At 56.0% G+C, this 26408-nt stretch carries 20 protein-coding genes; 8 read left to right on the top strand and 12 right to left on the bottom strand.

All coding sequences use genetic code 11. The features are described 5' to 3' along the window. Nucleotides 1-295 precede the first annotated feature (295 nt). The 3 genes from BM344_RS04835 to BM344_RS04825 all read left to right on the top strand — a co-directional run bounded on the left by BM344_RS04835 (nucleotide 296) and on the right by BM344_RS04825 (nucleotide 6505). The gene (locus BM344_RS04835) at nucleotides 296-2197 is read left to right on the top strand and encodes a DUF1302 domain-containing protein (RefSeq protein ID WP_091986628.1); all 1902 of its coding nucleotides are present in this window, start codon (nucleotides 296-298) and stop codon (nucleotides 2195-2197) included. Nucleotides 2198-2230: 33 nt separating this feature from the next. Further along, nucleotides 2231-3592 carry a DUF1329 domain-containing protein gene (locus tag BM344_RS04830; protein ID WP_091986625.1) on the top strand — a complete coding sequence of 454 codons (1362 nt, stop codon included), beginning with the start codon at nucleotides 2231-2233 and terminating at the stop codon, nucleotides 3590-3592. Nucleotides 3593-3814: 222 nt separating this feature from the next. Then, nucleotides 3815-6505 carry a LuxR C-terminal-related transcriptional regulator gene (locus tag BM344_RS04825; RefSeq protein WP_091986622.1) on the top strand — a complete coding sequence of 897 codons (2691 nt, stop codon included), beginning with the start codon at nucleotides 3815-3817 and terminating at the stop codon, nucleotides 6503-6505. Between the two features lie 8 nt (nucleotides 6506-6513). Here BM344_RS04825 and BM344_RS04820 read toward each other — a convergent pair whose 3' ends face one another. The 12 genes from BM344_RS04820 to pilB all read right to left on the bottom strand — a co-directional run bounded on the left by BM344_RS04820 (nucleotide 6514) and on the right by pilB (nucleotide 20428). After that, complete coding sequence (locus BM344_RS04820; RefSeq protein ID WP_091986619.1) at nucleotides 6514-7416, bottom strand: acyltransferase; 903 nt, start codon at nucleotides 7414-7416, stop codon at nucleotides 6514-6516. Nucleotides 7417-7428: 12 nt separating this feature from the next. Next, nucleotides 7429-8364: a glucosaminidase domain-containing protein gene (locus BM344_RS04815; protein ID WP_091986615.1), complete on the bottom strand. Its 936-nt coding sequence runs from the start codon at nucleotides 8362-8364 to the stop codon at nucleotides 7429-7431. An 87-nt stretch (nucleotides 8365-8451) separates the two neighbouring features. Then, on the bottom strand, nucleotides 8452-10638 hold the full coding sequence (locus BM344_RS04810) for a hypothetical protein (protein ID WP_091986612.1): 2187 nt from the start codon (nucleotides 10636-10638) through the stop codon (nucleotides 8452-8454). A 143-nt stretch (nucleotides 10639-10781) separates the two neighbouring features. Then, nucleotides 10782-11339: a YfaZ family outer membrane protein gene (locus tag BM344_RS04805; RefSeq protein WP_091986609.1), complete on the bottom strand. Its 558-nt coding sequence runs from the start codon at nucleotides 11337-11339 to the stop codon at nucleotides 10782-10784. Nucleotides 11340-11459: 120 nt separating this feature from the next. Continuing rightward, complete coding sequence (yacG, locus tag BM344_RS04800) at nucleotides 11460-11648, bottom strand: DNA gyrase inhibitor YacG (protein WP_091986606.1); 189 nt, start codon at nucleotides 11646-11648, stop codon at nucleotides 11460-11462. Between the two features lie 52 nt (nucleotides 11649-11700). Further along, complete coding sequence (locus tag BM344_RS04795; protein WP_091986603.1) at nucleotides 11701-14058, bottom strand: response regulator; 2358 nt, start codon at nucleotides 14056-14058, stop codon at nucleotides 11701-11703. A 43-nt stretch (nucleotides 14059-14101) separates the two neighbouring features. Then, entirely contained in the window at nucleotides 14102-14845 is a 744-nt protein-coding gene (gene tsaA, locus BM344_RS04790; RefSeq protein ID WP_091986600.1) for a tRNA (N6-threonylcarbamoyladenosine(37)-N6)-methyltransferase TrmO, read from the bottom strand. Then, nucleotides 14845-15939, bottom strand: coding sequence for a hypothetical protein (locus BM344_RS04785; RefSeq protein WP_407656797.1), 1095 nt, complete (start codon nucleotides 15937-15939; stop codon nucleotides 14845-14847). The genes tsaA and BM344_RS04785 overlap by 1 nt, the downstream gene beginning before the upstream one ends. After that, on the bottom strand, nucleotides 15932-16531 hold the full coding sequence (gene coaE, locus BM344_RS04780; RefSeq protein ID WP_091986597.1) for a dephospho-CoA kinase: 600 nt from the start codon (nucleotides 16529-16531) through the stop codon (nucleotides 15932-15934). Before coaE ends, BM344_RS04785 begins: the two co-directional genes overlap by 8 nt. Next, nucleotides 16532-17407, bottom strand: a complete 876-nt coding sequence (locus tag BM344_RS04775) for a prepilin peptidase (RefSeq protein WP_091986595.1) — start codon at nucleotides 17405-17407, stop codon at nucleotides 16532-16534. 82 nt (nucleotides 17408-17489) lie between these two features. Then, nucleotides 17490-18710 (bottom strand): type II secretion system F family protein, encoded by a 1221-nt coding sequence (locus tag BM344_RS04770; protein ID WP_091986592.1) that lies wholly within the window; start codon nucleotides 18708-18710, stop codon nucleotides 17490-17492. Nucleotides 18711-18712: 2 nt separating this feature from the next. Then, on the bottom strand, nucleotides 18713-20428 hold the full coding sequence (gene pilB / locus BM344_RS04765; protein ID WP_091986588.1) for a type IV-A pilus assembly ATPase PilB: 1716 nt from the start codon (nucleotides 20426-20428) through the stop codon (nucleotides 18713-18715). A 400-nt stretch (nucleotides 20429-20828) separates the two neighbouring features. Here pilB and BM344_RS04760 point away from each other — a divergent pair, with 400 nt between their 5' ends. The 5 genes from BM344_RS04760 (at nucleotide 20829) to BM344_RS04740 (ending at nucleotide 26387) form a co-directional block, all read left to right on the top strand. After that, the gene (locus BM344_RS04760) at nucleotides 20829-21254 is read left to right on the top strand and encodes a pilin (protein ID WP_208603377.1); all 426 of its coding nucleotides are present in this window, start codon (nucleotides 20829-20831) and stop codon (nucleotides 21252-21254) included. 77 nt (nucleotides 21255-21331) lie between these two features. Further along, a complete protein-coding gene (locus tag BM344_RS04755) occupies nucleotides 21332-23260 on the top strand; it encodes a hypothetical protein (protein ID WP_091986586.1) in 1929 nt (642 codons plus the stop codon). Further along, nucleotides 23257-24117: a glycosyltransferase family 2 protein gene (locus tag BM344_RS04750; protein ID WP_091986584.1), complete on the top strand. Its 861-nt coding sequence runs from the start codon at nucleotides 23257-23259 to the stop codon at nucleotides 24115-24117. The genes BM344_RS04755 and BM344_RS04750 overlap by 4 nt, the downstream gene beginning before the upstream one ends. Beyond that, a complete protein-coding gene (locus BM344_RS04745) occupies nucleotides 24118-25365 on the top strand; it encodes a glycosyltransferase (RefSeq protein WP_091986581.1) in 1248 nt (415 codons plus the stop codon). Then, complete coding sequence (locus BM344_RS04740) at nucleotides 25362-26387, top strand: glycosyltransferase family 4 protein (RefSeq protein WP_091986578.1); 1026 nt, start codon at nucleotides 25362-25364, stop codon at nucleotides 26385-26387. Before BM344_RS04745 ends, BM344_RS04740 begins: the two co-directional genes overlap by 4 nt. Nucleotides 26388-26408 lie beyond the last annotated feature (21 nt).

The following is a 26408-nucleotide window of genomic DNA, read 5'->3' as shown; positions in this document are numbered from 1 at the left end:
GGAGAAACATTCATCCGCTCGGCGCTTCGCCTAACTCGGGACGACCATCAAAATCGCGAAAAAACCACAAAAACCAAAGTGGTTGCATCCAATTTTGTTGTCTATAGTGATTTTGTGCGACGAAACCCGGCGGTAACAGGGGTGTGAGAGCAAAATCATACTTTTGACTGATCAAAGCGCCACAGGGCGTTAGCTATAGTGCCAACATCACGAGCACTGTGCATGAAGCCTCCAATACATCGTGAACACCAATAATCAGAGCAGCGACTCAGAACAACAATGGAGTAGCCTTCCAATGACAAGAAAAACACATCAATGGCAGCGTTGGACCAAGTTACCGCTGGCCGTGGCAGTTGCAGCCGGTATGTCCGGCCAAGCATCCGCATTATCGTTTTATCTGGGAGACGTTGAAGCCCAGTTCAACACCACACTGTCTGCCGGTGCCGGCTGGCGGGTTGAGGATCGTGACAAGCGACTGATCGGCCAGGGTAACCTTGGCCCGGAATACACGCCCGGTCAGCCCCTTGCCAACATTGGTGCCTCCACCAACAACTACGACGACGGCAACCTGAACTTCGAGAGTGGCGACACCTACTCCAAGATCGTGAAGGGCAACAGTGAGCTTTACCTCAACTACAACGTTGACAGCTCCTATCTCACCCGCGTCGGTGGTCTTCTGCGCGGCCGTTACTGGTACGACTTCGAACTGAAAGACGAAAGCCGTGCCGTTGACTTTGTAGGCCAGCGTCGCGAACTGAACGAAGAAGCCAAGGACAACGCCTCCGGCGGTGAGATTCTGGACGCCTACGTATTCTCGGACTGGTACTTCGGAAACATTCCGGTCAGCGTCCGTTACGGTAAGCAGGTTCTGAGCTGGGGTGAGAGCACCTTTATTCAGGGCGGTATCAACGTTATCAACCCGGTTGACGTGCCTGCGTTCCGTGCGCCGGGCTCCGAGCTGAAAGATGCCCTTCTGCCGGTTGAGATGTTCTACATGTCGGCGGGTGTGACCGAAAACGTCACTGTTGAAACCTTCGTTCAGGCGGATTGGGAGCCGGTGCGCCCGGACGACTGCGGCACCTTCTTCTCCACCAACGACTTCGCCGCTGACGGCTGTGGCCCTGTGTTGCTGGCTGGCCAGCTGCCGGATTCCCAGGCATTCGCCCAAGGCTTCATCGCCCCGCGTCTGGGTGACCAGGAAGCCGACTCCAAGGATCAGTTCGGTATGGCGATCCGGTGGTACGTGCCCGAGCTGAACGATTCGGAACTGGGCTTCTACTACATCAAGTACAACAGCCGTCTGCCGTATGTCAGTGGTCTGGTGAACAACCCGTCGAACCCGGGTACCAACCAGCAGAGCGATCCGAATCTGCCGCCGTCCACGTTCCCGAGCTACTTCATCGAGTACCCGGAAAATATCAACCTGTACGGCATCAGCATCAACACCACCACCCCCGGTGGTTGGTCACTGGGCGCCGAGTATAGCTTCCGTGACAACGTCCCGCTTCAGTGGAACGCCTTCGAGCTGATCTTTGGTGGTCTCCAGCAGCGTGGGCCGAACGGTGAAATCCTGAGTGATCTTGAGCGCCAGCGTCTGGCTGAAACCAATGGTGCGAACCTCGCCGGTAAGCCGGTTGCCGGCTATGATCGCTTCAACGTGTCTCAGGCACAATTCACCCTGATCAAGTTCTTTGACCAGGTGATGGGAGCCAGCCGCCTGTCTCTGATTACCGAGTTTGGTGCGACCTACATCCACGACCTGCCAGATCCTGACGAGGCTCGTTACGGACGCTCCGGTACCTTCGGGATTGGAACGCTGCCTCTGGAAGGGCCGAATTTCACAGGAGATTTCTGTCGGGCCGGCGCGAACATCAACGTCAACTACTGTAACAACGAAGGCTTCACAACCGACTTCTCCTGGGGTTACCGTACCCGCCTGGTGTGGAGCTACCCGAACGCACTGGCCGGTGTGAACCTGTCGCCGCAACTCGCCTGGAGCCACGATGTGCAGGGTTACAGCCCGCAGCCGGGCGGCGCCTTTAATGAGGGCAGCAAAGCCATCGGCCTGTCTCTGGAAGCCGTATACCAGAACAAGATTACCGGTGAGATCGGTTATACAAACTTTTTCGGCGGTAAGCCGTACAACGAGTTGACTGACCGTGATTTCGTGAGTGCCAGCGTTTCCTACTCATTCTGAACCGGAAAGAATTCGTTTAACGAGGTAATTTAAATGAAACTGAACAAGAAACTACTGGCCACAGGTGTTCTGGCAGCAACGATGTTTGCTGGCCAGGCCTGGGGTGCGGTTTCTGCTGAAGAAGCGGCCAAGCTGGGTAATTCGCTGACCCCCATGGGGGCCGAGAAAGCCGGTAACGGCGGTGCGATTCCTGCCTGGACAGGCGGTCTGACCACGCCCCCGGACAACTACAAGGGAGACGGCGTGTATGTAAACCCGTACCCCAATGAAAAGCCGAAGTTCACAATCGATCAGAGCAACGTCGACCAGTACGCCGACAATCTGTCGCCGGGCCAGGTTGCCATGATCAAGCGTTACGATGACTACTTCATGCCGGTCTATGAGACGCACCGCTCGGCTGCGTATCCAGAGCCTGTCATGCAGCAGACCATGGAAAACGCCACCGAGGTGGAACTGATCAAGAACGGTAACGGCCTGGGCAATTACAAATCTGCAACGCCGTTCCCGATTCCCCAGAACGGTCTGGAAGTCATCTGGAACCACATCACCCGGTATCGCGGTGGCTCTGTTATGCGTAACGTCGGGCAGGTAACGCCGACGGAAAGCGGTGACTTCTCAGTGGTTAAATTCCAGGACGAACTGACTTGGAGAACCTACCTGGAAGACTTTGAGCCAGGCATGGACCCGAACGTGCTGTTCTACTTCAAGCAGGCGATCACCGCTCCGGCGCGTCTGGCCGGTAACGTGCTGCTGGTGCACGAGACCATTGACCAGGTTGCCGAGCCGCGTCGTGCCTGGGTATACAACGCCGGCCAGCGTCGTGTTCGCCGTGCGCCCCAGGTTGCCTACGACGGCCCGGGTACTGCAGCCGACGGTATGCGTACCTCGGACAACTTCGACATGTTCAACGGTGCACCGGATCGTTACAACTGGGAGTTGATCGGCAAGAAGGAAATGTACATCCCGTACAACTCCTACAAGCTGGTTGATCCGAGCCTGACCTACGACCAGATCATCAAGGCCGGTCATATCAATCAGGACTTCACCCGCTACGAACTGCACCGCGTATGGCACGTACGTGCGACCCTCAAGGAAGGCGAGCGCCACATCTACGCGCAGCGTGACTTCTATATCGACGAAGACTCCTGGCAGGCTGCGGTCATTGACCATTACGACGGTCGTGGCGAGCTCTGGCGGGTAGCGGAAGCCCACGCCATGCAGTTCTACGATCAGGTGGTTCCCTGGTACGCCATCGAAGTCCTGTACGATCTGCTGTCCGGTCGTTATCTGGCCCTGGGCCTGACCAACGAGGAAGAAGAGCCGTACACCTTTGGTGTTGAGCGTCGCTCACGGGATTACACCCCCGCTGCTCTGCGTCGGGCCGGTACCCGGTAAAGCGGGCCGGACTGGAAAAACGGCGGACCCCTGGGTCCGCCGTTTTTTTATCGCTCCATAAAATCCTTTCACGTCAAAATTTTGCAGCCCACCCCTCAATTGGTTTAACCTCTCACTCATACTAAAGGCGTACCCGATGTCGGTCGCCATATCGAAGTGCCTGTAAAGAACCACTTTTCCGACGGGGCCAGGATGCCCGTTACGGATTGAAAGGGGCAGTGCGTGAAACCATTGAATGATGGCTGTGCAGCCAACGATGAGTTCCAGTCAGCAAACGGCGGTCTTCAGCGGGGTGAATTGGTCCGGGATTTATTGAGCCAGAGGGTTCAGCTTCCCCGCATTCCGTCCGATGCACTGAAACGTCCCCGGCTGGACCAGAAAATTGCCGACGCTCTGACCTCCAAAGGCGTCCTGTTTCTGGAGGCCCCCTGTGGGTATGGCAAATCTCACAGCCTGGTCAGTGCTCTCGAGGCCTCTGATGTGTCTGAGGAGCAGGTTCGCTGGATTTCCCTGAACGCTCAAGACAATGCCCCCTCGCGTTTTCTCACGCTACTTTCTATAGCCCTGAATTTACCGGAAACCCTCGAACAGGGCGCCCAGGGCGGCGCAAGCTTCTCAGACCTTCTTTCCCTGATGCTGATGGCTATTGCCCGTAGCGGTAGTCGGCAGCCGAAGGTCCTGGTCCTTGATAATCTGCAGAATCTGACCAACCCCGCCGTTGTGGATGTGCTCCAGCAACTGGTATGCGATTGCCCTTCTGGCTGTTCCGTTGTCTTGATTTCTCGCAAAGCGCTGCCCTTCGAGACCCACAGCCTCGAGCTGGAAAACCGGTTTACTCGTATTGGTGTGGACGCCCTGGAATTTTCCCGCTCGGAGACCTTTGACTTCTTCCGATCGGCGACCGAGAGCAGTCAGATCACCAGCGTGGCTGTTGACAGCCTGTATGACAGGACAGAAGGCTGGGCCACGCCACTGGCCCTGTATCGTCGCGAGGTTTTTCGGAATCTTGAACGCAAGCCAATCCAGGAAACGCCCTGTGTTGAGCGGTTTCTCAAGGAATCGGTGCTTGGCCAGCTCACGCCTGGTCAGATCCGTGCCATGCGGGGTATAGCAGAACTCGAACTGTGTTCGGATGAGCTTTTCCTGGCACTGGCCCCCCTGTTGCCGGAGGTCGGGCTGTTGCCATCGCAGGCCCTGGAGAAGGGGTTGCCTCTGAAGTCCATGCCCGGTCGCGGGCGCTGGTACCGGTTGAACCCGCTACTGCAGGAGTGGCTGCAATCACCTGCGATGGCGGGATACGCAGAACGAATGCTGCAGGCGAGTCGATGGTTTGGCGCACGTGACCAGTTTCCGGAAGCGCTCAAGTACGCACTGCTCGCCGGTGACGCCGATGAGGTCATCCAGATTGCCTCAGAAGGGTCGGAGGCTTTGCTGCTGGGCCAGGATACCGCCTCTCTGCTCCGGCTTCGCAAGAGCCTGCCGGCGCAACTGCTCGAACGCAGTGTGCGCCTGAAGATTGTTTACAGCTGGGTACACGCGATTGGTGGCCAGTTCCGGCAGGCCCGCGCGCTCATTGAAGGTCTGTCGGCAGAGGATGCGGAGTCTCAGGCTGCCCGAATCGCCGCGCTCCGGGCGTTTATCCTGCGGGGTGAGGGCAGCGTTGGCCCGGCACTGGCGATGGCAGACCGGGCAATGGACGGGGGCGAGATGAGCCCCCAGGGCCAGCTGGTGACCCAGATGGTGCGGTCAAGCGCCCTGTGCGCCCTCGGGCGCTTTCAGGAAGCCCGGGAAGCGAACCGGATAGCGTCAAAACTGGCTCGGGAAGCCGGAGACTCAGGTTCGGAGGCGCTGGCGGTGTATGCCCATGCCCGGATTGAACTTGGAAAGGGCGCACTCAAGCACGCCGAGCAATTGCTTCGCACGGGCCTGGACACCACGATGCAGGAGTTGGCTCGTCCGGCCCGGATTGGTGAAACCCGGCTTCAGCTGAATCTTGCCCTGGTGCTATGGCATCAGGGGCGGGAAGCGGAGGCGGATCGCCTGCTGGTCACCTGCGGCCGTCATGCAGAGCAGACCCGGGACCTGGGCCTGTTGCTGGCAATGACTATCCGGGTTCTGATGTGTCGGGCGCAGGGCCGGCTTGAGGATGCCTTTGTCTGGATTGGCCGGGCGGAGCGTACTATGCACGCCTGGCAGGTAGACGAGTCCCTGTTCGTGCCGGTGCTTGAAGCGCTCAAGGCCAACTGCTGGCTCTCCCAGAATCAGATCGACAGTGCCGAGCAAGCGGTGCAGAAACTGGCGCCATATCGAGAAGCCGGCTGCGTGCCTGAGCTGTTCCCAATGATGCCGGGGCTGCTGGATTGCCTTCAGGTGCGCGTTGATATGGCGAAAGGCGACCTGATTCGCGCCAGGAAGATCCTTCAGGGTATTCGCGATCGTTACGAGGGTGTCATTCCACGGGGCGTGGAGCTGCACATGCGCTTGCTGGAATCGGTCATCCTCCTGGATGAAAAGGGTACAACAGCTGCCCAGAAAGCGCTGCAGGCAGCGGTGGCCGAAGCAGCCCGTGAGCACTTCATCAGCCCCTTCGTGGAATTACGGAGCGAGCTGCAGGAGGTTATGGAGAAGACCTTCGGCCTGCTGCCCGAAGGGCCATTCAAGAGCGCGCTGGGCGGTCTTTTTGAACTGCAGGACACGACCCTGGGCGCAGAGTCACTGCCTGAACCCATCAGTGAACGGGAGCAGGGCGTTCTGGAATTGATCGCGAAGGGACTCTCGAATCAGGAAATAGCTGACAAACTGCACATCTCACTGCACACGGTAAAGACGCATGCCCGGCGTATCAATGCCAAACTGGAGGTCAAATCCAGAACACAGGCCATCGTGAAGGCCCGGGAGCTGGGGCTTCTGTAGCGTTATGATCAGGCCGGCGATTCGGCCTTGAGTGCTTCAATCCTGGCATCCTTCTCCGCCCAGATTTGGCTCACCCAGCGTTGGAATGCAACCCGTGTTTCGCGGTTGTTCTCGTAGTCCATGCCCAGGAACTCGCCGGGTATCTCCCGCACCCGAATATCAATGATGATGCGACGGATTCGTCCGCACAGATAATCCCAGAAGCCCGCCCTGCCGTCCGGATATACGATGGTGACATCCAGCATGGTGTGAATCATCTCACCCATGGCGCCCAGCACAAACGCGGTGCCGCCGGCCCTTGGTTTCAGCAGGTGTCGGTAAGGGGAGTTCTGGCGGTCGTGTTTTTCCTGAGTAAACCGCGTGCCTTCCATGAAATTGAAGATGGTTACGGGCGTATAGCGAAACTTCTCGCAGGCAGCCTGAGTAGCCGCCACATCCTTGCCTTTCAGCTCCGGACGCCGGGCGATCTGTTCTTTGGTGTGGCGATGCATGAAGGGAAAATCCAATGCCCACCAGGCGATGCCCAGAAAGGGAACCCAGATCAGCTGTTTCTTCAAAAAGAACTTCAGCAGGGGAATGCGACTGTTGAGCACATACTGGATAGCGGGAATGTCGGCCCAGCTCTGGTGATTGCAGGTAACGAAATACCAGTGCTGGCGGCTCAGGTTGCTGGCGCCTCGAACATCCCAGGCGACCCGATGCAGCAGATCCATGAGCAGGTTGTTGAAGCCGATCCAGATCCACGCAATGTTGTTGAGAATAACGGTGCAGGCCTTGCGCACCGGCGTGACGGGTAACGCCAGTTTCACGATCGCGAACACCATCAGAACAGGAAAGAGAATTAATGTGTTACACAGGATCAGCAGGGCCGCCAGGGTTCCCTTTAGCGGCGCGGGCAAGAAATCGAGCATCTGGGAAAATCTCTATCCTTCGTTCGGAGCGGCGCTCAGTGATGACTGGCCGGGCAAGAGCTGGGTTTCAGCCTGTGTTGAGGCCAGTTGTTGCAGGCTGCCAGGCTTCAGGTTGCGGACCACGCTGCGGAAATCGTCATCGTAGAATTCCAGGTTGTTGTAGTGAATCATGGCCCGGATCTCTTCTACGTACTCTTCGCCCCTTTCGGAATAGCCAAGCAGGCCTTCCGCCAGTTCGATGCCCGACAGTGGGGCCTGGTTTCTCCGATCCTTGAGTCGCACATCCCGCAACAGTTGGTAGGTTGGATGGCGGTTGAGATTCTGGATGTAGGCGCGCACCGAGCGGTAGGGCGAGGAGAATTTGGCCACCTCGTGGCTTGCTCCCTCTTCGCGGCCCCGGGGCACGAGGCCGCAGCCTTTGGAGAAGCACCACTGCCCGAACAGGTTGTTGCCCTGGGTGGCAAAGCGAGATGTACCCCAGGCGGATTCGTTGGCGGCCTGGGCGAGGATCAGCGAGGGCGGAATGACATCCAGGCGTTTGTGCAGCAGGGCAAACTGTTCTTTGCTGCCCGGTTCCGCATCCACCCGGAGCCGCTCGGCCTGCTGGGCCAGCCAGTCGTATTCTTTTTCAGTCAGTTCGTCCTTGTTGGCGAGGCTATCCAGATAATCGCGTTCAATGAGAATACGGGAATTGGCCAGAACGATCCGCGGATACAGGAAGGAGAAAAACTCCGCTTTTTTCTGGGTAGTGTCCTGATACTGGGAGAAGTCTGGCAATGGCTCGTTGGCCCAGTCTGGCAAGGGGGGGAGTGATGCCAAAGCCGGCTCAGAGCCGGTGTTGTCGGATTGTCGTTGGGTAAGGCTGGCGTCCGGCACGTAAAAGCCGCCACCGATAGCGAACGCAATCAGGGGCACCAGAAGCACAAACGCCCGTTTACCTGCAGACATAAAACCTCTCGTTAAAGCCGATATAGCAATAATTATAACAGGTTATACGGGCGCGTCTGCGTCTTGGCTCAGGTCCGGCAATTCCCTCTAGGGCAGCCGCGTCGCGAGGACCAGGCCGATCTGCTCCTCATCGCCGTCGGTGGTGCGGTATCTGAGGTAGAACTGGTCCTGGCTGGCCGTATAGAACCCCTCCATCGTGAGAGGGCCAGACGTAAACCGGACCTGACCGCCACCCAACGTGCCATTGTAGGTCAGGCTGACATCGGATTGCTCCACGAGCTTCGGGGTTGTAACCGTTTGATTGGCAACATCATGTGTGCTGTTCAACGTAACCGATGAAAGCGTTGCCTGGGTGCCTGAGTCGATGCGCAGAAGGGCATTGTCGAAATGCCTCAGGCGGTTGGCGTCAGGTGCCAGACCCAGTGCTACGCCCTGAAGGCGGAACTGTCCGCTGGTGGGCGCGCTGTTGCTGGTCTGCTCGCCGGCAATCAGCAGGCCGTCACCAAAGCCACTGTCATCCAGATTGAACGCCAGCAGGCTGCCATCGGGCGTGCTGGCGCCAACCCCCAGGTCGGGCTGCTCCAGATCGCCGGAGGGGGTGCTGATGTCCAGATTCAGCCGGCCAATATCGCGGTTGCCATTACTGAGCCGGGCCGTCCGACTGCTGAGTGTCCAGGGTTGGGTCCGGGTGCCGGTGTTGTCGCTGGTAACCGAGCCTGAGGAATCACGCTGTACGGTGGTGACCGCTTGCGCCTGGACCACGTTTCCGGAATCCGTTTGCCAGTCGATCTGCCAGGTGCCGAAGCCGCTCTCTACCGCCAGGGGCGTTGCATCTTCGCTGAATCGGGAGCTCAGATACACCACGTTGTAGTCTCGGTTGTCGAGGATGTCGGCGTTGAAACCATCCTCTCTGAGCAGATTGATTTCGAGTACGGAAAGATAGTGATCTTCGAGCGTGCTCAGTCTCTCCAGGCGCTCGCCCACCGGTTCCAGTTCAATGGCCTTGCCTGCGGTGAAATAGCCGCTGATAACCCGGTCGGGGCCTGTGGTATTGTCGGGCGGCACGCTGGTGAAGGCGTCAAGATAGTAAGGGTTGCGGGTCCAGCCGATGATGGTGGAGCTACCCCTACCGGTAATGCTCTGGAACAGGGCCCGGCCAGCCAACAGGCGGGTATCGCTGAGCAAGGTGGCCGCGCCCGGGGATGAGGAGTGGGTGTTGCGCTCCCAACGCTCGGAGCCCCTGAGGTAGAAATTGTTGCCCTGCTCGTGGATCAGGGCCTCGCGATCGTAGGGAATGTCGTTGGCCAGGGAGGTAACGTTAATGCCGAAGGCGTCGAAGCTGGTCAGAGTCAGAGCGGGGTAGACGTAACCGGTGCCGTTGGCGTCAGCAAGCACTTCCTCCTGTGCTGTCCGGATGCCCCATTGGCCAGACCCGCTGATCGAGGGTTCGAGGAACGTCTGGCCCAGCTCGATACCGAGGAATACCGAATTGTAATCGGCGGAGCTGGCGCTGATTTTCCCGGAGGAGTTTTCATCCAGAAGCGCGTAATCGGCCATGGCGCTGACGTAGCGTGCGAAATCGCCGCGTGCTTCCAGGAGGTCGAGGGCACCGGAGAGGCCCAGGTTAGAGGGGATCTCAATCTCGAAATCGTGGACCTGGTCGGCGAGCGTCGACCACACATACTTGTTCAGGCACAACTCGCCGCCGGCGTCATTGACGCAATCCAGAATGCCCTGAAACTCCGTGCTGGTGTAGCGGGCAAGTGTATTGCGTACCAGATATTCGGAGAACGGATTCACCTTGACATCGCGATCGGCGTCGGCCGCCAGCGCGCGCATCACGGTGTTACCAAAACTGGCTTCTATCACCACGTTCGGGCCCAGGGGCAGCCCGTTGGTGAACTCGATGACCGTGAAACCCTGGTCATCGGTGCGGGTTGTAATGGCAGGCTCGCCCAGGTTTTGCAAGGCCGTGTTGGTAACGTAAACACTCACCCTGTCGGGCCGGACGATTCTCAGGTTTCTCCGGGTTGGCGTGCCCTCCGTGGTTACTCCAGAGGGCACCTCCATGGTAATCCTCACTTCATTACGCGCGAGGCCACTGGTGTTATTGGAGTCGCCGGTGCTGCCAGAGCTGAAGTCGTTCGCAGGATTTTTACTGTTCCCGAAATCATTCGGTTCATTCCGGGCACCCTCCACGGCGTCCTCGCCGCTGCCGCACCCGGCTGCCAATAGAAGAGTGGAGGAGAGGAGTAATCCGAGAGAGAGTCGCATGCCTGAGCTGTCCGTGCAGGAAATACAGGTCGTCAGTCTAGCAGTGGTCAATCAGGGAAAGCGTGAGGAGAAGCACAAAGGATGGAGACGGGGATTTCCAGGAGAGCGGGCGCCCGGTTAGGGCGCCCGCGCAGGGCTGCTGGTCAGAAAAAGATCTTCATGCCAGCCATAACGCCCTCGTCGAGGTTCACGTCGCGGTTGGTGCCTTCAATCTCAGTGTTCAGGTAACGGTAGCCAGCGAACAGCTCGGCGTTGCGGATAACCCGATAGCTGCCGCGCAGCTCCAGGCTGGTCATATCATCGGAGTCGCCAAACGACAGGATGCTGGGCGCATAATGCAGGCCACCGGTAAAGGACAGGCCCGGCACGCGGGGAATGTTCACGGTGGCGAAGCCACCAAGGCCAACAGCGCCGCCATCGGCCCGGTTCTGATCCCAGTAGATGCCGCGCATGCCGATCCCGGCAGTGGTAGGCAGGTTACCGATGGCCGTACGGCCCTGGGCATGGAAATCCGCGTTGAAGATGTCGCGTCCGCCCTCGTGGTAGGTGTAACCAGTACCCAGCTGCAGATCGTTGTTGCTGCCAAAGAAGTTTACCTGGCCTTTCACTGAGTCATTGGTAAGGCTCAGGTCGACATCACCCGCGAAAGCCGGAGCAGCCGCCAGTGAGAGAAGCATCAGGGAAATCCGGGTCGCTTTCATACGTACACCTTCTTGGTTATGGACAGATTGGCGGTATGTTAACGGGGCGTTTGGCACCACTCAACTTAAATGGCAGTAAGTCCGCGTTAACCTGAGCGTTCTTGATTGACCGTGGTGGGCTCAGTGTCGGGTTGTTTCACCGCCCTGGTCGAGATCCTCCGGCGATGCGTTTTCCGCGGGTACCCGGTATTCCTCGTTGGCCCAGGCGCCCAGGTCAATCAACTTGCAGCGCTCGGAACAGAAGGGGCGCCAGGGGTTGGAGTCGGTCCACTCCACGGATTTCTTGCAGGTCGGGCAGTCAACGTTCATGGCAGCCTTGGTCAGTTTAACGAAACAATGGAAATCGCTGGCTATCGGCGCCTCACTCGGAGGGTGTGGCCGATGCCTTGCAGTATTGTTCCAGCACTGCCCGCAGCATTTCAATATTGACAGGCTTGGCGACGAAGGAATCCATGCCGCAGCGGCGACAGCGCTCCTCGTCCTCTTCCATGGCACTGGCGGTCAGGGCGACCACCGGAGTGCGGGCCCGATTGTGGGTTTTCTCCCACTCGCGGAGCCGGCGGGTGGCTTCAAAGCCGTCCATCCGAGGCATCACGCAGTCCATGAACACCAGATCGAACGGGTGCCACTGCCAGAGGCTGGCCGCGGCCTCGCCATCGTTGGCGGTCATCACGTCGCAGCCGAGTTTTTCCAGCAGGCGACGCGTGAGGGTTCGGTTGACCGGGTTGTCTTCCACCAACAACACCTTCATCCGACCGCACGGCAGTTCCCGGCGGCGGGCGGTGTCGGACACAGATTGCAGGGAGAATCGGGTGAGGAAACGCCGCTCTTCCCGGGCCGCATCGGCAAACAGCTGGTTCAGGATGGGTGTCAGGCAGGATTCCCGAAGCGATTTACTCAAAAACGCGTCGGCACCGGCCTGGCGGAAATGCTCGGCATCGCCCCGCTGGGGGTTGGAAGAGAGAATCAGCAGGCGCATGTCGGCCCAGAGCGGGTTGCTGCGAATCTGCCGGCAAAGCAGATCGCTGTCCATGTCCGGCACGAAGCCGTCGAGGATGATGGCGTCGAACGGTTGCTGGCCGTCAAAGGCTGTGCGCAGGGAGGTGAGCGCCTCTCCGGCGGACTTCACGGCTTCAATGTGCACCTCATGCCGGGACAGCATCTCCAGGGTGATCTTGCGCGACAGCTCGTAGGAATCCACCACCAGTATCCGGCGGTTTTTTACCATCCGGGTGTCTGGGCGTACCCGGGTTGCGCTCTCTGGAGCAACGGGCAGGGTGAGCTCCATCCAGAAGGTGGACCCCTCCCCAGGCCGGCTTTCCAGGTCCATGGAACCGTCCATGAGGTTTACCAGCTGCCTACAGATGGTCAGTCCCAGGCCTGCTCCAGGCAGCTGGCGCTGGAATTGTTGCCCCAATTGAACGTAAGGCTCATACACCAGGGGAATATCCTCCGGATTGATGCCCACGCCAGTGTCCTCCACCGCCAGGCGTATACGTGCCTTGTCGTCTCTGCGTCTCAGCACTTCGATGCTGATCAGCACGTGACCTGAATCGGTAAACTTGATGGCGTTGGAGGTGAGGTTGAGCAGTATCTGGCGAATGCGCACCGGGTCGCCCTTCAGGGCCCAGGGCAGGTCCTCGTCCACACGCAGCTCCAGGGCCAGCCCCTTTTCCCGGGCACGAGCGCCCAGCATGTGCACCAGATCGTTGAGGGTTTCCCGCAGATCAAAGGGAATCTCGTCCAGTACCAGCTTGCCGGCTTCCATACTGGAGATGTCCAACAGGTCGTTGATGATGGCGGAGAGGCTTTCCGAGGCACTCAGCAACGTGTGTACGTATTCCCGCTGCTCCTGATCCAGAGGCGTGTCGGTCAGCAGATTGGCGTAGCCGAGCACCGATTGCAGGGGAATGCGCAGCTCGTGGCTGACGTTGGCCAGGAACTGGTTCTTGGCGTGATTGGCGCGAACGGCCTCATCCCGTTCGCCCTGGGACTGAATGGTGGTCTGGCGCAAGGAGCGGGTGTCTTCAAGGATTTGCAGGCGCATCTTGTTGAGCGCCTGTTCCAGCTCGGAGAGCTCATCGGGTGTTCGTGGTGACTTGCGCTTGAGCTTCAGCGGGTCGACCAGGGCGTCGAGATTCAGACGGGCGGCGTAATCGGCCATGGCCTCCAGGTGTCGTGACAAGGTCAGGCGAACGATGATCAGGAGCCCCAGTGTGCCCAGCATCACCACAATGGACTGGAACAGCAGGTTCAGCAGCGCCCGGTTGCGTAGATCTGAATAGATCTGGTCGACGGAGGAGGTGACTGTCAGAGTGCCGACTTCTTCCGGTGGTCGAACGTTGGAGCGGTCGAACACCAGCGGAAAGGTTTGGGAGATAACCCGGCCCTCGGGATAGGTGCCGGTGCTGAAGGCCTCGCCGGTGGAGGTGACCAAGCGGGCGTACTGGATGGCCGGCACCGCTTTCATGTCGTCCAGGCTGTTGGCCACCTCGCTGAAATTCATCAGCCAGATATTGTTGCTCATGCTGCCAGACACCAGCTCGGCCGCCTTGGTCTGGGTGCTGAGCAGTTCATCTTTCCGGCGCTCGAAATCACCAATCATCTGGACGCCGGTGGCGACCAGTGAAAGCACGACACTGAACAGGAGCACGTAGGCAAGCAGCCGCGCCGCCAAGGGCCGTATTCCCAATCGTCTGAACAACCGTGTTGATGGCAAGGCACATGTTCCCTGTGTCGGCTACAAACTGAACAGTAAGAGTCTAACAGACCGTTAGCACTTCGACACGCTTCTGTGACGGGCCATTCACGAACCGGAACCGCACGTTCAAATCGTACAGGTGGGCGCCGTAAATGCGCTCCTCATCTCGGCCCCGACGAAAGGACGGGCGTGGATCGTAGGCGACCACATCCTCGATCAGCGCCCTCAGTTCGGGGTAACGATCCGGCGGCAGCCCGGCGAGCTGCGTTTCGGCCTCTGGGAGGAAGACCACATCCAGTCTGTCGGTGGGGGGCGAATCGGCCCAGCCGAGCGTTGCCTCAGGTACCGAATCGGCAAACGGCAGGTAGGGTTTGATATCAAGAATGGGCGTGCCCTCGATCAGATCGTGATCGCTGATGCGCAGAACCAGCTCATCGTTCTCTCGAACCAGACCCTCATTCCGAACCACCGACAGCCCCAGGCTGTTGGGGCGGAAGGGCGAGCGGCTGGCGAACACCCCCATCTTGCGATTGCCTCCCAGGCGCGGGGGCCTGACCACCGGCCGCCACTCGGCCCGCACGGCTTCGTGAAACTGGAAGGTGAGCCAAAGGTGACTGGCTGTTTCCAGGCCCCGGAAGGCGTCCTCGCGATCAAACGGGGCCTGTATCACCAGGTCTGCCCGGGCATGGCGGGTAAGGCCGGGCTGGCGCGGTACGCCAAACTTGTCACGAAAACAGGAGCGGGTAATCGCCACTGGCGTTAGCGTAAGCGCCTCGGCGGCAGGTCTTGAGGGGTGTCTGGGCATCAGAAACGATCTTCCTCGATAACGCCGGAGAAAAACATCTCAACCCGGAAAATCAGCGACGCCCGATCCTTGAAACTGTCCTCCCGCGGGAACTCCAGTGCCGGAATCAGCTCGGCAAACAGCCAGTTGCTGTGCAGCCGGTAGCGGAAGGTAACGTCGCCAAAGGCCGAGGTGGTGCGCCATCCGGGCTTGCTCTCGCCGAGCACACCGAGCCGGGGAGTCACAATCAGCCGGTTGTTCATCTGTTTGCGCAGGCTGAAGATCTGCGCGGCCACGAATTCCTTCTCCCGGTGAATCCATTCGAGCTCGGAGGATGAGCGGAAATACCAGCCATTCCGGGTTGGCCTTCCGGCTCCTATCCAGGTGCGCTCGCCCCAGCCGTCCTGATGGAAGTAGTACAACCGCTGCTGGGCGTTGATGATCCAGTTATCGTCCAGTCTCCATCGCTTCTCTGCGGTAGCGCGCCAGAAGGCATCCGGCGGGAGCCGCAGGCGTACACCCACATCGCTGGAAAAGTTAATGGCGTCGCCGATGCGGGTGAGATAGCGCAGGGCGCCGGTGGCTTCGGTATCGGACCGCTCGGGTTCGGTTAGCTGGCGGTCGCGCTGGCGCTCGCCAAGTGGAATGAGTTCGTCACTTTCACTCTCGATAACCAGTCGCAGTTTGCGTTCGGTTGTTGGGATGTCCAGCCGGAATCGGGCTTCGGGTTCGAACTGGGCCGGATCGCCGTACTCGGATTCGGTGGCAAAGCCCAGGCGCAAGTAGCTTTCGTTGTTGGGCAGGCTCCGATCGCTTCCGGAGAGGGTTCGGTCGGCCCATTGCCCGAGGGACTGGACCTTGGGGCTCTGAATGCGCTCCTGGCGCAGGACCCAGTTGCTGAATTTCAGCCAATAGGAATCCCGGGGCTCGGCCCAGTACTCATCCGGCTCAAAGGTAAAGAAACCGATGGGCAGGCGTGACGGGGACAGAATGTCTGCCACGGGCCGCTCCTGAACCTCGAAAACCGGCTCGGCGGCGTGCGAAACAGGGGGAAGTGCGAGAGCGAGGTACGCCAGCAGGCCTGCATGCCAGGCGCGAAAAGAACTGTCAGCCAAAGTCCACCATTAACCGTTCATGCAGGTCGCGAACCTGACGTTCGACCTCATCCATGGGCCGATCATTATCAATCACTGCATCCGCCCGCTCAAGCCGTTTTGCCCGGGGCATCTGGGCGGCAATGATCCGCTCCACCTGATCCCGGCTGTTGGTGTCGCGGGCCATGGTGCGGGCGATCTGGGTTTCCTCGGGTACATCAATGACGATTATGCGGTCCACGAGTTCGTGCTGGTTGGTTTCGAGTAGCAGGGGAGAGACGAGCAGTACGTAAGGTTGAGGGTGCGGGGGACTTTGCAATTGCCGAACCAGCTCATCCCGAATGACCGGATGTAGCAAACCCTCGAGCCACTTCCGCTCCTCCGGCTCTTTAAATACAACGCCCCGCAGCTGGGCCCGATCCAGTGCTCCGTCTTTGGTCAGGATGCCGCTCCCGAAATGCTCGGCAATCCGCGCGAGTGCAGGCGTACCCGGCTCTACCACCTCGCGGGCCACGTCATCCGCATCCACCCAGTGCACGCCGAGCTCCCCAAAGAGACGCGCCACCGTGGATTTGCCGGAACCAATACCCCCGGTGAGGCCTACAATTGCCACTCAGACCCCCAGATAACCGAACCAGAACGCCTGGATTTCCGGACCAAACCACAGGCAGAGCAAGCCCGCGGTCGCCAGATACGGACCAAAGGGAATCGGCACCTCACGCCCATGCTTCTTGAACACCATCAGGCTGATGCCAACAACCGCACCTACCACAGAGGACAGCAGAATCACCGCCGGCAGAAGCTGCCAGCCCAGCCAGGCGCCCAATGCCGCCAACAGCTTGAAATCACCGTGGCCCATGCCTTCCTTGCCGGTGACAATCTTGAACAGCCAGTACACCGACCAGAGCGACAGATATCCGGCGACGGCTCCCCAGAAGGCGCTGGTGAAATCCGTCAGCACGCCGAAATAGTTCAGCACCAGCCCAAGCCACATGAGGGGCAGGGTGATGCTGTCTGGCAACAGCTGAGTGTCAAAATCGATGACTGTCAGGGCAATCAGCGACCAGACCAGCAAAAGCGCCCACAATGCGGCTTCGGTAGGCCCCAGCAAGGCAACGGTGACCACCGAAAAGATCGCGGTTACGGCCTCGATGATCGGGTAACGCGGTGAGATGTGGGCCTTGCAGGAGGCACATTTGCCTCCGAGCACCAGGTAACTCACCACCGGAATATTCTCCCAGGCCCGGATGCCGTGGCCGCAGGATGGGCAGGTTGAGGCAGGTTTCGACAGGGTGATGGTTTCTTCCTGCTTACGTTGCTTCTCCGGGATCTCCAGAAACTCCTCGCACTGACAGCGCCAGTCCTGGTGCATGATTTTGGGCAGGCGGAGGATGACGACGTTGAGGAAGCTGCCTATGCAGAGGGAGATGAGGGTTAATGTCAGGTATAGGAGCCAGGGTGTGGCGAGGAAGGATTCGAGGCTTAACATCAATTCGCTCAGTTATCGGTGGTTTAACCCCTCTCCGTAAACGAGGAGAGGGGTTGCGAGAGGGGAGTTAAGAGTGGGGGCCTTACCCAACAACCTGACCCATCTGGAAGATGGGCAGGTACATACCAATAATCAGCCCCCCTACGAGAACGCCCAACACCGCCATAATCATGGGTTCCATCAGTGCGGTGAGGTTGTCCACCATATCGTCGACTACCGCTTCATAATGCTCGGCAACCTTGGAAAGCATATCGTCCAGGTTGCCCGATTCTTCCCCGATGGCAGTTAACTGTACTGCCATCACCGGGAAAACTCCTTGCTGACGCATCGATGCCTGCAACTGGGTACCGCTGGATACGTCATTCTTTATGTTCTGTACGGCATCGCGATAGACGGCGTTGCCAGTCGCACCGGCCACCGACTCCAAGGCATCCACAAGCGGAACACCCGCTGCGAAGGTAGTCGAGAGCACTCGCCCAAATTTGGCAACCGCTGATTTGTCCAGTATTTCTCCAACGATTGGAAGTTTGAGCGTGTACTTATCGACAAAGTCCGAAAACTTCTGAGAGCGCCGTTTCGCCTCTCTGAACAAGAAAATTGTTCCAACGATTCCAAGAAGTACTATAAACCACCAACTTTGCAGCCATTCCGATGTTTCCACAATGAACTGAGTAAAGACCGGGAGCTCGGCACCAAAGCCCTGGAAAAGGCTTTCGAATTGCGGAACGACCTTTATGAGGAGAATTGCTGTGACAACGATCGCTACGATGATTACCGCGATCGGGTAGGTCATCGCCTTTTTAACCTTCTTCTTGAGCGTTTCCGTTTTCTCAAGGTAGGTGGCGATCCGGTCAAGCATCTGCTCCAGTGCGCCCGCCTTCTCACCGGAATCTACAAGGTTGCAGTACAGGTCATCAAAATACTTTGGATGCCTTCTTAGTGAAGCGGCGAAGCTCGTTCCAGAAGCGATATCGTTTCGGATGGCGACAACTAGGTCTTGCAAGCCCTTGTTTTCAAGGCCATCGGCGACAATATCAAAGCTCTGGACCAGCGGTACACCGGCCTTCATCATGGTGGCGAGCTGCCGGGTGAGCATGGCAATGTCGAACGGGGTGATTTTTTTGCTGCCGCCGAAAAGCGGTTTGGGCTTTTTCTTTACCTTGTCGGGAATAATCCCTTGCTTGCGCAATTGCGCCTTCACAAGGGCAAGATTGGAGCCCGCGAGTTCACCTTTTGCCTTGTTGCCTTTTCTGTCCTTGCCTTCCCAGATGTAAGATTCCAGCTTCTGCGCTTTCTCTGCCATGCTTAATCCTTCGTCACGCGGTTGGCTTCTTCAAGGCTTGTCACACCCTCGATCACTTTCAAGAGCGCTGACTGCCGCAAATTGCGGAAGCCTTCCGCCTGAGCCTGCTTTGCAATTTTGATGGAACTGGCTTCTTCCATAATCATGTTCGCCAGTTCGTCTGTAACTTTGACCACCTCGTAAATCCCGACGCGGCCTTTATATCCACCATTGCATTTATCACAGCCCTTGGGGCGGTACAACGTGAAGCCTGTATCAATTTGTTCTTGTGTGAACCCCTCCTTCAAAAGCACGTCCTGGGGGACTTCGGCGGGTTGTTTACAGGCGTTGCAAAGCCTTCGACCGAGTCGCTGGGCGATTATCAGGCTCACGGACGTTGCGATGTTGAACGCCGGCACACCCATGTTCATCATCCGCGTAAGAGTCTCGGCGGCGCTGTTAGTATGCAACGTAGACAGAACCAGGTGGCCTGTTTGAGCCGCCTTTATGGCGATGTTCGCTGTTTCCAGATCCCGGATCTCGCCGACCATGATGACATCGGGGTCCTGGCGCAAGAAGGCGCGCAGGGCTTCCGCGAACCCGAGCCCAACCTTGGTATTCACGTTTACCTGGTTGATGCCTTCAAGGTTTATCTCTGCAGGATCTTCTGCTGTTGAAATGTTTCGCTCATTGGTGTTGAGAATGTTGAGGCCAGTGTAAAGCGACACAGTCTTACCTGAACCCGTGGGCCCCGTTACGAGAATCATTCCCTGTGGCTGTTCAAGTGCATCCAGGTAAAGTTGCTTTTGATCTTCTTCGTAACCCAGAACGTCGATACCGAGCTTTGCCTGGCTCGGATCCAGAATCCGCAGAACAATCTTCTCGCCCCAGAGTGTGGGCAGGGTGTTCACCCGGAAATCAATGGCTTTGGTCTTGGAGAGTTTCATCTTGATGCGGCCGTCCTGGGGAATCCTCCGTTCAGAGATGTCCAGTTGGGCCATGATTTTCACGCGGGCGGAAATTTTGGGAGCCAGCTTTATGGAGGGGCGAGAAACTTCCTTCAGGATCCCATCTGTCCGATAACGCACACGATATGTCTTCTCATACGGTTCGAAATGGATGTCCGAGGCGCCGCCACGAATGGCATCGAGGAGCATTTTGTTTACGTACTTAACGATTGGTGCATCATCGACTTCGCTTGCTGATACGGCTCCATCGTCCTCCTGTTCGCCACCCTCTGTCTCTACACCTTCCAGATCCGCGTCGTCCAGATCACCCATCGTGGTGTCCTGGGACTCCAGAAACTTGTCAATCGCTTCACGGAGCTTGCTGTCGTCAACCAGCACTGCGTCTGTACTGAGACCCGTGTTGAACTTTATCTCGTCCAGGGCCTGGATGTTCGTTGGGTCCGAAACCGCTATAAACAGCCGGTTCCCACGCCTATAGAGCGGCAGCGCGTTGTGCTTTCGGATCAGTTTCTCATCAACAATCTTCTCCGGCATCATCTCCGGTAGGAAGGCTGAGAGATCGAGCACGGAAACGCCGAATTCCATCGCGGCCGAAAAGGCAAGTTTTGAACTGTCGGCGAGTTTGTTTTGGGTGAGGTAGGTAATAAGTGGAATTCGGTTCTGAGAGGCTTGGAGAAACGCATCCTTCGCGGTTGCCTCATCAAGGTGCCCGTCATCTACAAAGCGCCTCGCGAGGCCCGTAAGCGTGATGTTGCTTTTATTGGTAGACATAAATTAAGTAAAGAACGCAGCCTAAGTAACTGAATCAAGGATTTCGTGAATTGCAGTGAGTTTAGATGGCCTGCAGAGATTTGGAAAGACGTGCCTCGGGAGTTGCCGGATGAGGGGCTTCATAAAGATTGCCGTCTGACAAGCCAGTCCTGACGGTTAGGGGTGACCAAAAACGTCACCCATTGACGCCTACGGGCAGCAAATTTGCTCGAGTGACTTATGTGAAGTGGTTCACGAATGCTTGCAACAACTTAAAATAGCGGGGAATATTTTTTTGTTGGTGAATTTTTAAAGCTGGCACACGTTCTGCATTGGTACCCTCAGGCTCAAACCGCGGGGTACGGCTCCAACGGGACCGGGCCATACCGAACAGAATACCGACAAACGTAAGAGGTCGATGATGAAAAACATGCAAATCAAGCACACCCAGAAAGGTTTCACCCTGATCGAACTGATGATCGTTGTTGCCATCATTGGCATCCTGGCAGCGGTCGCTATCCCTGCTTATCAGGACTACATTGCACGCTCTCAGGCAACCGAAGCCGCCACGCTGCTGGGTGGTCTGAAGACCCCTATCTCTGAGTACTACCTCAGCAACGGTGCTGTACCTACTATCGCTCAGCTTGGATCCATTACCGACGATGGCGAGTACGTGCGGAGCATCACCTTCGACGGTACCGACGACTACGTTGCCACGTTCAAGGGGGCTGGTAGCGTTTCAGCTAAGCTGGCGGGTCAATCCATGACCCTTACTTTCGTTACGACTGACAGTTCTTTCACCTGGAGCTGCAGCATGCCGACCGAAATCGCTCCCAAGAACTGCTAATCTGCTAGTCTAGGTTGAGCATTCTCGCGAGCTGAAAGCCGCCCCGCTCATGGGGCGGCTTTTTTCATGGTGGCGTGTTGAAAAATTACCTCTCAAATAGATCCAAGATATTTTTATTCGGTCTGGCCCTGCTGGCCGTCGCGGTTTGGTTGCTGTGGCCAGGGCTATATGGCGGTTTTCATCTGGATGACTATCCCAACCTAAGCGGGCTTCCTGGACCGAATACAGACTTCATAGCATCGCTCGGTTATCTCCTTGACACTCCTGTAGGCGGGAGTGGTCGCCCAATAGCGTATCTATCGTTCCTGTTCCAGGCCGAGCACTGGCCCGGAAATCCTTTTCCCTTCAAATTAGTGAATCTTTTCATTCACTTGGTGAATGGCGCTCTGGTTTCAGCGCTCGCTTATCTGATTGGAAAGGTAGTTTGGGCAAAAGAGGCCAGTCCAACCGTTCTTGAAATCCTTAGTCTTTCTGCCGGGTTTGTCTGGATCATTTTGCCGATGAACCTGAGCACCGTGTTCTATGTCGTACAACGAATGACTCTGTTGTCGAGTACGATGACTCTGGTGGCGCTGGCTGGGTACTGCTATCTGAGAATGCGACACGACAAATGGACAAGACTCGAATACCTGATGGCGTCGATGGCTGTGGGAGTCGGTTATTTTGGGGTTTTTGCCAAGGAAACCGCGATTCTGACGGGCCTGCTTATCCTTACTGTCGAGTATTCAGTATTTTCGAGCTTGAAACCTCCTCTAAGTCGGATATGGATGCTGGTGTTCTTGGTGCTTCCGGTGGCGTTGGTTTTTGGTTATCTGCTTCTGGCGGGTAAGATATTCGGTGGATATGGGCACAGAGAGTTCTCTATCTCTGAGAGGCTCGTTTCGGAAAGCGTCATAGTTTTGGAGTATCTCTCAAAAGTATTGGCTCCAACCAATGCTCGAATCAACCTTTACAATGACGGATATCCCTTTCAGGAAGTGGCAAGAAATTTTTGGCTCGTCGGGTTTTCGGTCATTGGCTTGGCGGCGCTCAATTTGGTTGCTTTAAGCTGTAAAGATAGATTTTTATCGCTCGGGATTCTTTTTTTCTTCGCTGGGCATGTGCTGGAATCGACTGTTATTCCACTTGAATTATATTTTGAGCACCGAAATTATATACCATCGGTGGGACTCATTATTGCTTTGGTCCTTGGCGTGGGCAGCTGGCTTTCGAAACTACGGCAAGCCAGTCAGTGGAAGGGAAAAGTAGCGCTCGTTTTATTTGTATCCTGGGTCGGTTGGCTGGGAGTTGTGTGTGCTATTGAAGCCAGAGTATGGGGAGATCCCAGAGCCTTCTCGATTGCAGCATTTACTGAGCGCCCTAATTCATTGCGAGCTCGGCAGGAGATAGGGACCTATCTGATGAGCATTGGAGATTACGCGAGTGCCGCTACAGTTTTGTATAGCATGGACTCAGATTTTGGGGTTTTTGCAGGTACGTACGCGCAACTCCTATTACTGAAATGTCATACATCGGAGGTTCCCGTCCCGACTGAATCTAAGATTATCGCCATTTTCGAAACGGCGGCTTTTGATCGAGGCACGGAGTCTGCCTTACAAGAAATCTGGCGGATGAAGCGGCCAAATAATGATAGGTGTCCAAGTGTAAGCACGGAAAGCTTGCTTGATGCAATCCATGCTCTTTTGAACAATCCAAACTACAAGTATAGAAATAACTTGCATGTTTTAAAGTCGCTTGTATTAGCTGATCAGAGGCAGTGGCTTCAAGCTGCAGAATCAGTTAATCGGATAGGTCAGGAAAGAGTGAGCATTGATGAGCTCATTTTGGGTGCAAGGTATTATGGTCTTGCGGGGGAAATTGATAAAGCTCTGTCACTCCTGCGGGAAGCGGAGTCCCGTACCTCAGGTCTATTAAGCGAAGTCGTGCATCAGAAGCACATAGATGAAATCCGAGCCGATATCATCAGCGAGGACAGCGACGTAAACGATAGAGTGTCTCCACCATGAAAAATCGCAAGGTATCTGTTGTTATTCCCGCTAAGAACGAGTCATCCAGCATCAGCAAAGTCATAGAGGCGTTGGTGTCGAATCAACTTATCAATGAAGTTATCGTGGTAGATGACGGTTCGACCGACCATACGGGAGAAATAGCATCGAGCCTTGGGGCAAAGTTGATAACTCATCCCTATTCTAAGGGTAATGGCGCTGCAATCAAAACCGGCGCACGAGCCGCAGTCGGTGACGTACTTGTGTTTATGGATGCGGATGGTCAGCATTCACCTGAGGATATTCAAAAGCTTTTGTCCAAGATTGAAGAAGGGTTCGATCTGGTTGTTGGATCGCGTGATTCGAGGTCCCAAGCGAGTTTCGGTCGCCTATTAGCAAACTCCCTTTATAATCGTTTATCGAGTTACGTAACGGGGCATAGAATAGCGGACTTGACATCTGGGTTTAGGGCTGTCCGGCGCGAAAAATTTTTGCAGTTCTTGTCTTTGCTGCCTAACGGATTTTCATATCCCACCACCTCCACAATTGCATTCTTTAGAGCAGGCTATTCCGTCGCCTATGTTCCTGTAAAAGTTTTGAGGCGAAGTGGAAAAAGCCATATTAAACCAATACAAGATGGCATTAGATTTCTTCTCATTATCTTCAAAATTGGTACATTGTATTCTCCTCTGAAATTGTTTGTTCCCGTATCTTTTGGGGTTTTTATGCTGGGGATATCTTACTACGGGTACACTTACTTTACGGAGGGCCGCTTTACAAACATGAGTGCGCTTATGTTTACGACAGCGCTAATAGTCTTCCTTGTGGGTTTGGTGTCGGAGCAAATAACATCACTTCTATACAAAGATAGTGATTAGATGGATAGCGGAAACTCGCCCTCTGCATGTATGCCAAAGCCTAAATTGCTCGTCTTGGCATCAACATATCCGCGCTGGAAAGGCGACTATGAGCCAGGCTTTGTTCATGAACTCAGTAAACGGCTAACCAGGGAGTTCCATGTCACTGTGCTGTGCCCCTCATCATACGGGGCCAAGTCACGAGAAGAATTGGACTCTGTTCATGTAGTTCGATATCGATATGCGCCTGAGCAGCTTGAAACTCTGATTAGTGACGGTGGTTTGATCGAGAATCTGAAGAAAAAGCCATGGAAAGCTCTATTGCTTCCGGCATTTCTCCTCTGTCAGATATTTGCCCTTCTTCGGCTATTACTCATCTTGAAACCTGACGTAATCCATGCTCACTGGCTGATACCTCAAGGTCTCTGCGTTAGCATCTCTCAATTAGTTCTGTCGCGGAATATTCCCGTACTCGTTACGTCTCATGGGGCCGACCTCTTTGCCCTTCGTGGTAGATGGTTTGATCTTTTGAAGCGAATTGTTTTAACGCGAGCATCACGAATAACGGTCGTAAGCACTGTAATGAAATTGAAGATCGAACAGCTCGGCATCTCGTCTGAAAAAGTTATGGTAGAGCCAATGGGCGTTTCCTTAGGGCAAGACTTCCATCCGGGCGCCGCGGAGTCCCGGCGTGGGGCCAGCATCCTGTTTGTTGGAAGACTGGTAGAAAAAAAGGGTTTGGAATACCTAATTTATGCAATGCCGACGATAATGCAGCACCACAGAGACGCGTTTCTGAGGATAGTTGGTTTTGGGCCCCAAGAACAAAATGCAAGAGAGCTAGTGGCGGCGTTGGGATTGGAAGACAGAGTACAATTTGCAGGGCCAGTGAGTAATAAGGAACTTCCAGAGTTTTACAGGGAGGCGGCCGTTTTCGTTGCCCCTTTTGTTGAGGCTGCTAATGGAGATCAAGAAGGCCTTGGGCTGGTTTTGGTTGAGGCAATTGGCTGCGGTTGCCCCACTGTGGTCTCTGATATACCTGCTGCTAGGGATGTCATAGATGGGTTGGATGGTGTGATCACCGTTCCGCAAAAAAATTCAGATGCCATAGCACTTGCCGTCTCTGAGATTCTTGGTGATTTGACTGACTTCGAAGAGGGGGCCAGAGAGTCCGGTTCGCGGATAAAGGAGCGTTTCGATTGGGAAGCGGTGGCAGGGCGTTACGAGGATATTTTATTGGAGCTCTTAGAAGGTGATTGTAGCAGGTGAATAGACCAGTTGGGGTATGGTTCCCGACCATCCGGGCCGGAACGGGGGTTGATCGATTTACGGTGTCGTTGGTTGAAAGGCTTCGTTCTTTAGGTGTTCGCGCCGAGATCACCTGGCTGCCCCCTCACGCTGAGTATCTGCCATGGACAGTTGAAGCTCCGGCGCCGCCAGAGTGGGCAACCGTTACGCATATCAACTCCTGGTTGCACAAGCGGTTCTACGATACGAGTCTGCCAACGTTGGTAACTCTGCATTCTTGTGTGCATGATTCGAACCTCATGCCGTACAAGTCGGTTGCTCAGAGAGCTTATCATCGACTTTGGGTTTTCCAGCGGGAGAAGCAGGCAATCCAAAGGGCTTCAAAGATAACGGCTGTAAGTGCCTATACAGCTAATTCCGCGAGAACATGTTTCGGCAGCACCAAGATTGAAGTCATTCCGAACTGGGTGGATACCGACCGATTCTTTCCTTCCGATGACGCTTTTAAACGTCGGCCCTTCCGGCTCCTTTTTGTTGGTAACTTAAGCAGACGAAAAGGGGCCGATCTTCTGCCTCACATCATGCGTCGGTTGGGTGCTGGCTTTGAGTTGCGATATACGGGTACGCCGGACTGGTTTCATGTAAAAGATGATATTCCTGAAAACATGATAGCGCTCGGTTACATCAACAATGAAGAAGAGGTTGCTGCGCTTTATCGCAACTCTGACGCCCTGCTATTTCCTTCGCGCCTTGAAGGGTTACCGCTTTCCGTGCTGGAGGCGATGGCGTCGGGTTTGCCAGTTGTGTGCTCCAATTCCTCCTCACTGCCGGAAGTCGTAGTGCAGGACGTCACAGGCGAACTTTGTAGACAGGACGAAATTCAGGATTTTGTGTCAGCTGTAATGAAACTGGCCGATACGCCAAACTTGCATAGTGAGATGAGCAAAGCTGCGGCATCACGAGCAAGAACTCTTTTCAATGCAAAGGTTGTCGTAGGAAAGTATCTTGAAATTTATCGGGAATTAACAATGGGGCGCGCATGAATAGTGTTAAAGCAAGGCTGA

The organism is Marinobacter gudaonensis, from assembly GCF_900115175.1.
GTDB lineage: Bacteria > Pseudomonadota > Gammaproteobacteria > Pseudomonadales > Oleiphilaceae > Marinobacter > Marinobacter gudaonensis.
The sequence above is the reverse complement of the archived record's forward strand: the minus strand, read 5'-3'. Positions and strand labels throughout refer to the sequence as shown.

Coding starts and splice junctions, on each gene's coding strand:
- BM344_RS04835 (WP_091986628.1), top strand. CDS start 296: ATGACAAGAAAAACACATCAATGGCAGCGTTGGACCAAGTTACCGCTG.
- BM344_RS04830 (WP_091986625.1), top strand. CDS start 2,231: ATGAAACTGAACAAGAAACTACTGGCCACAGGTGTTCTGGCAGCAACG.
- BM344_RS04820 (WP_091986619.1), bottom strand. CDS start 7,416: ATGCTCGATTTCTTGCCCGCGCCGCTAAAGGGAACCCTGGCGGCCCTG.
- BM344_RS04815 (WP_091986615.1), bottom strand. CDS start 8,364: ATGTCTGCAGGTAAACGGGCGTTTGTGCTTCTGGTGCCCCTGATTGCG.
- BM344_RS04810 (WP_091986612.1), bottom strand. CDS start 10,638: ATGCGACTCTCTCTCGGATTACTCCTCTCCTCCACTCTTCTATTGGCA.
- BM344_RS04805 (WP_091986609.1), bottom strand. CDS start 11,339: ATGAAAGCGACCCGGATTTCCCTGATGCTTCTCTCACTGGCGGCTGCT.
- yacG (WP_091986606.1), bottom strand. CDS start 11,648: ATGAACGTTGACTGCCCGACCTGCAAGAAATCCGTGGAGTGGACCGAC.
- tsaA (WP_091986600.1), bottom strand. CDS start 14,845: ATGCCCAGACACCCCTCAAGACCTGCCGCCGAGGCGCTTACGCTAACG.
- BM344_RS04775 (WP_091986595.1), bottom strand. CDS start 17,407: ATGTTAAGCCTCGAATCCTTCCTCGCCACACCCTGGCTCCTATACCTG.
- BM344_RS04770 (WP_091986592.1), bottom strand. CDS start 18,710: ATGGCAGAGAAAGCGCAGAAGCTGGAATCTTACATCTGGGAAGGCAAG.
- pilB (WP_091986588.1), bottom strand. CDS start 20,428: ATGTCTACCAATAAAAGCAACATCACGCTTACGGGCCTCGCGAGGCGC.
- BM344_RS04760 (WP_208603377.1), top strand. CDS start 20,829: ATGAAAAACATGCAAATCAAGCACACCCAGAAAGGTTTCACCCTGATC.
- BM344_RS04750 (WP_091986584.1), top strand. CDS start 23,257: ATGAAAAATCGCAAGGTATCTGTTGTTATTCCCGCTAAGAACGAGTCA.
- BM344_RS04745 (WP_091986581.1), top strand. CDS start 24,118: ATGGATAGCGGAAACTCGCCCTCTGCATGTATGCCAAAGCCTAAATTG.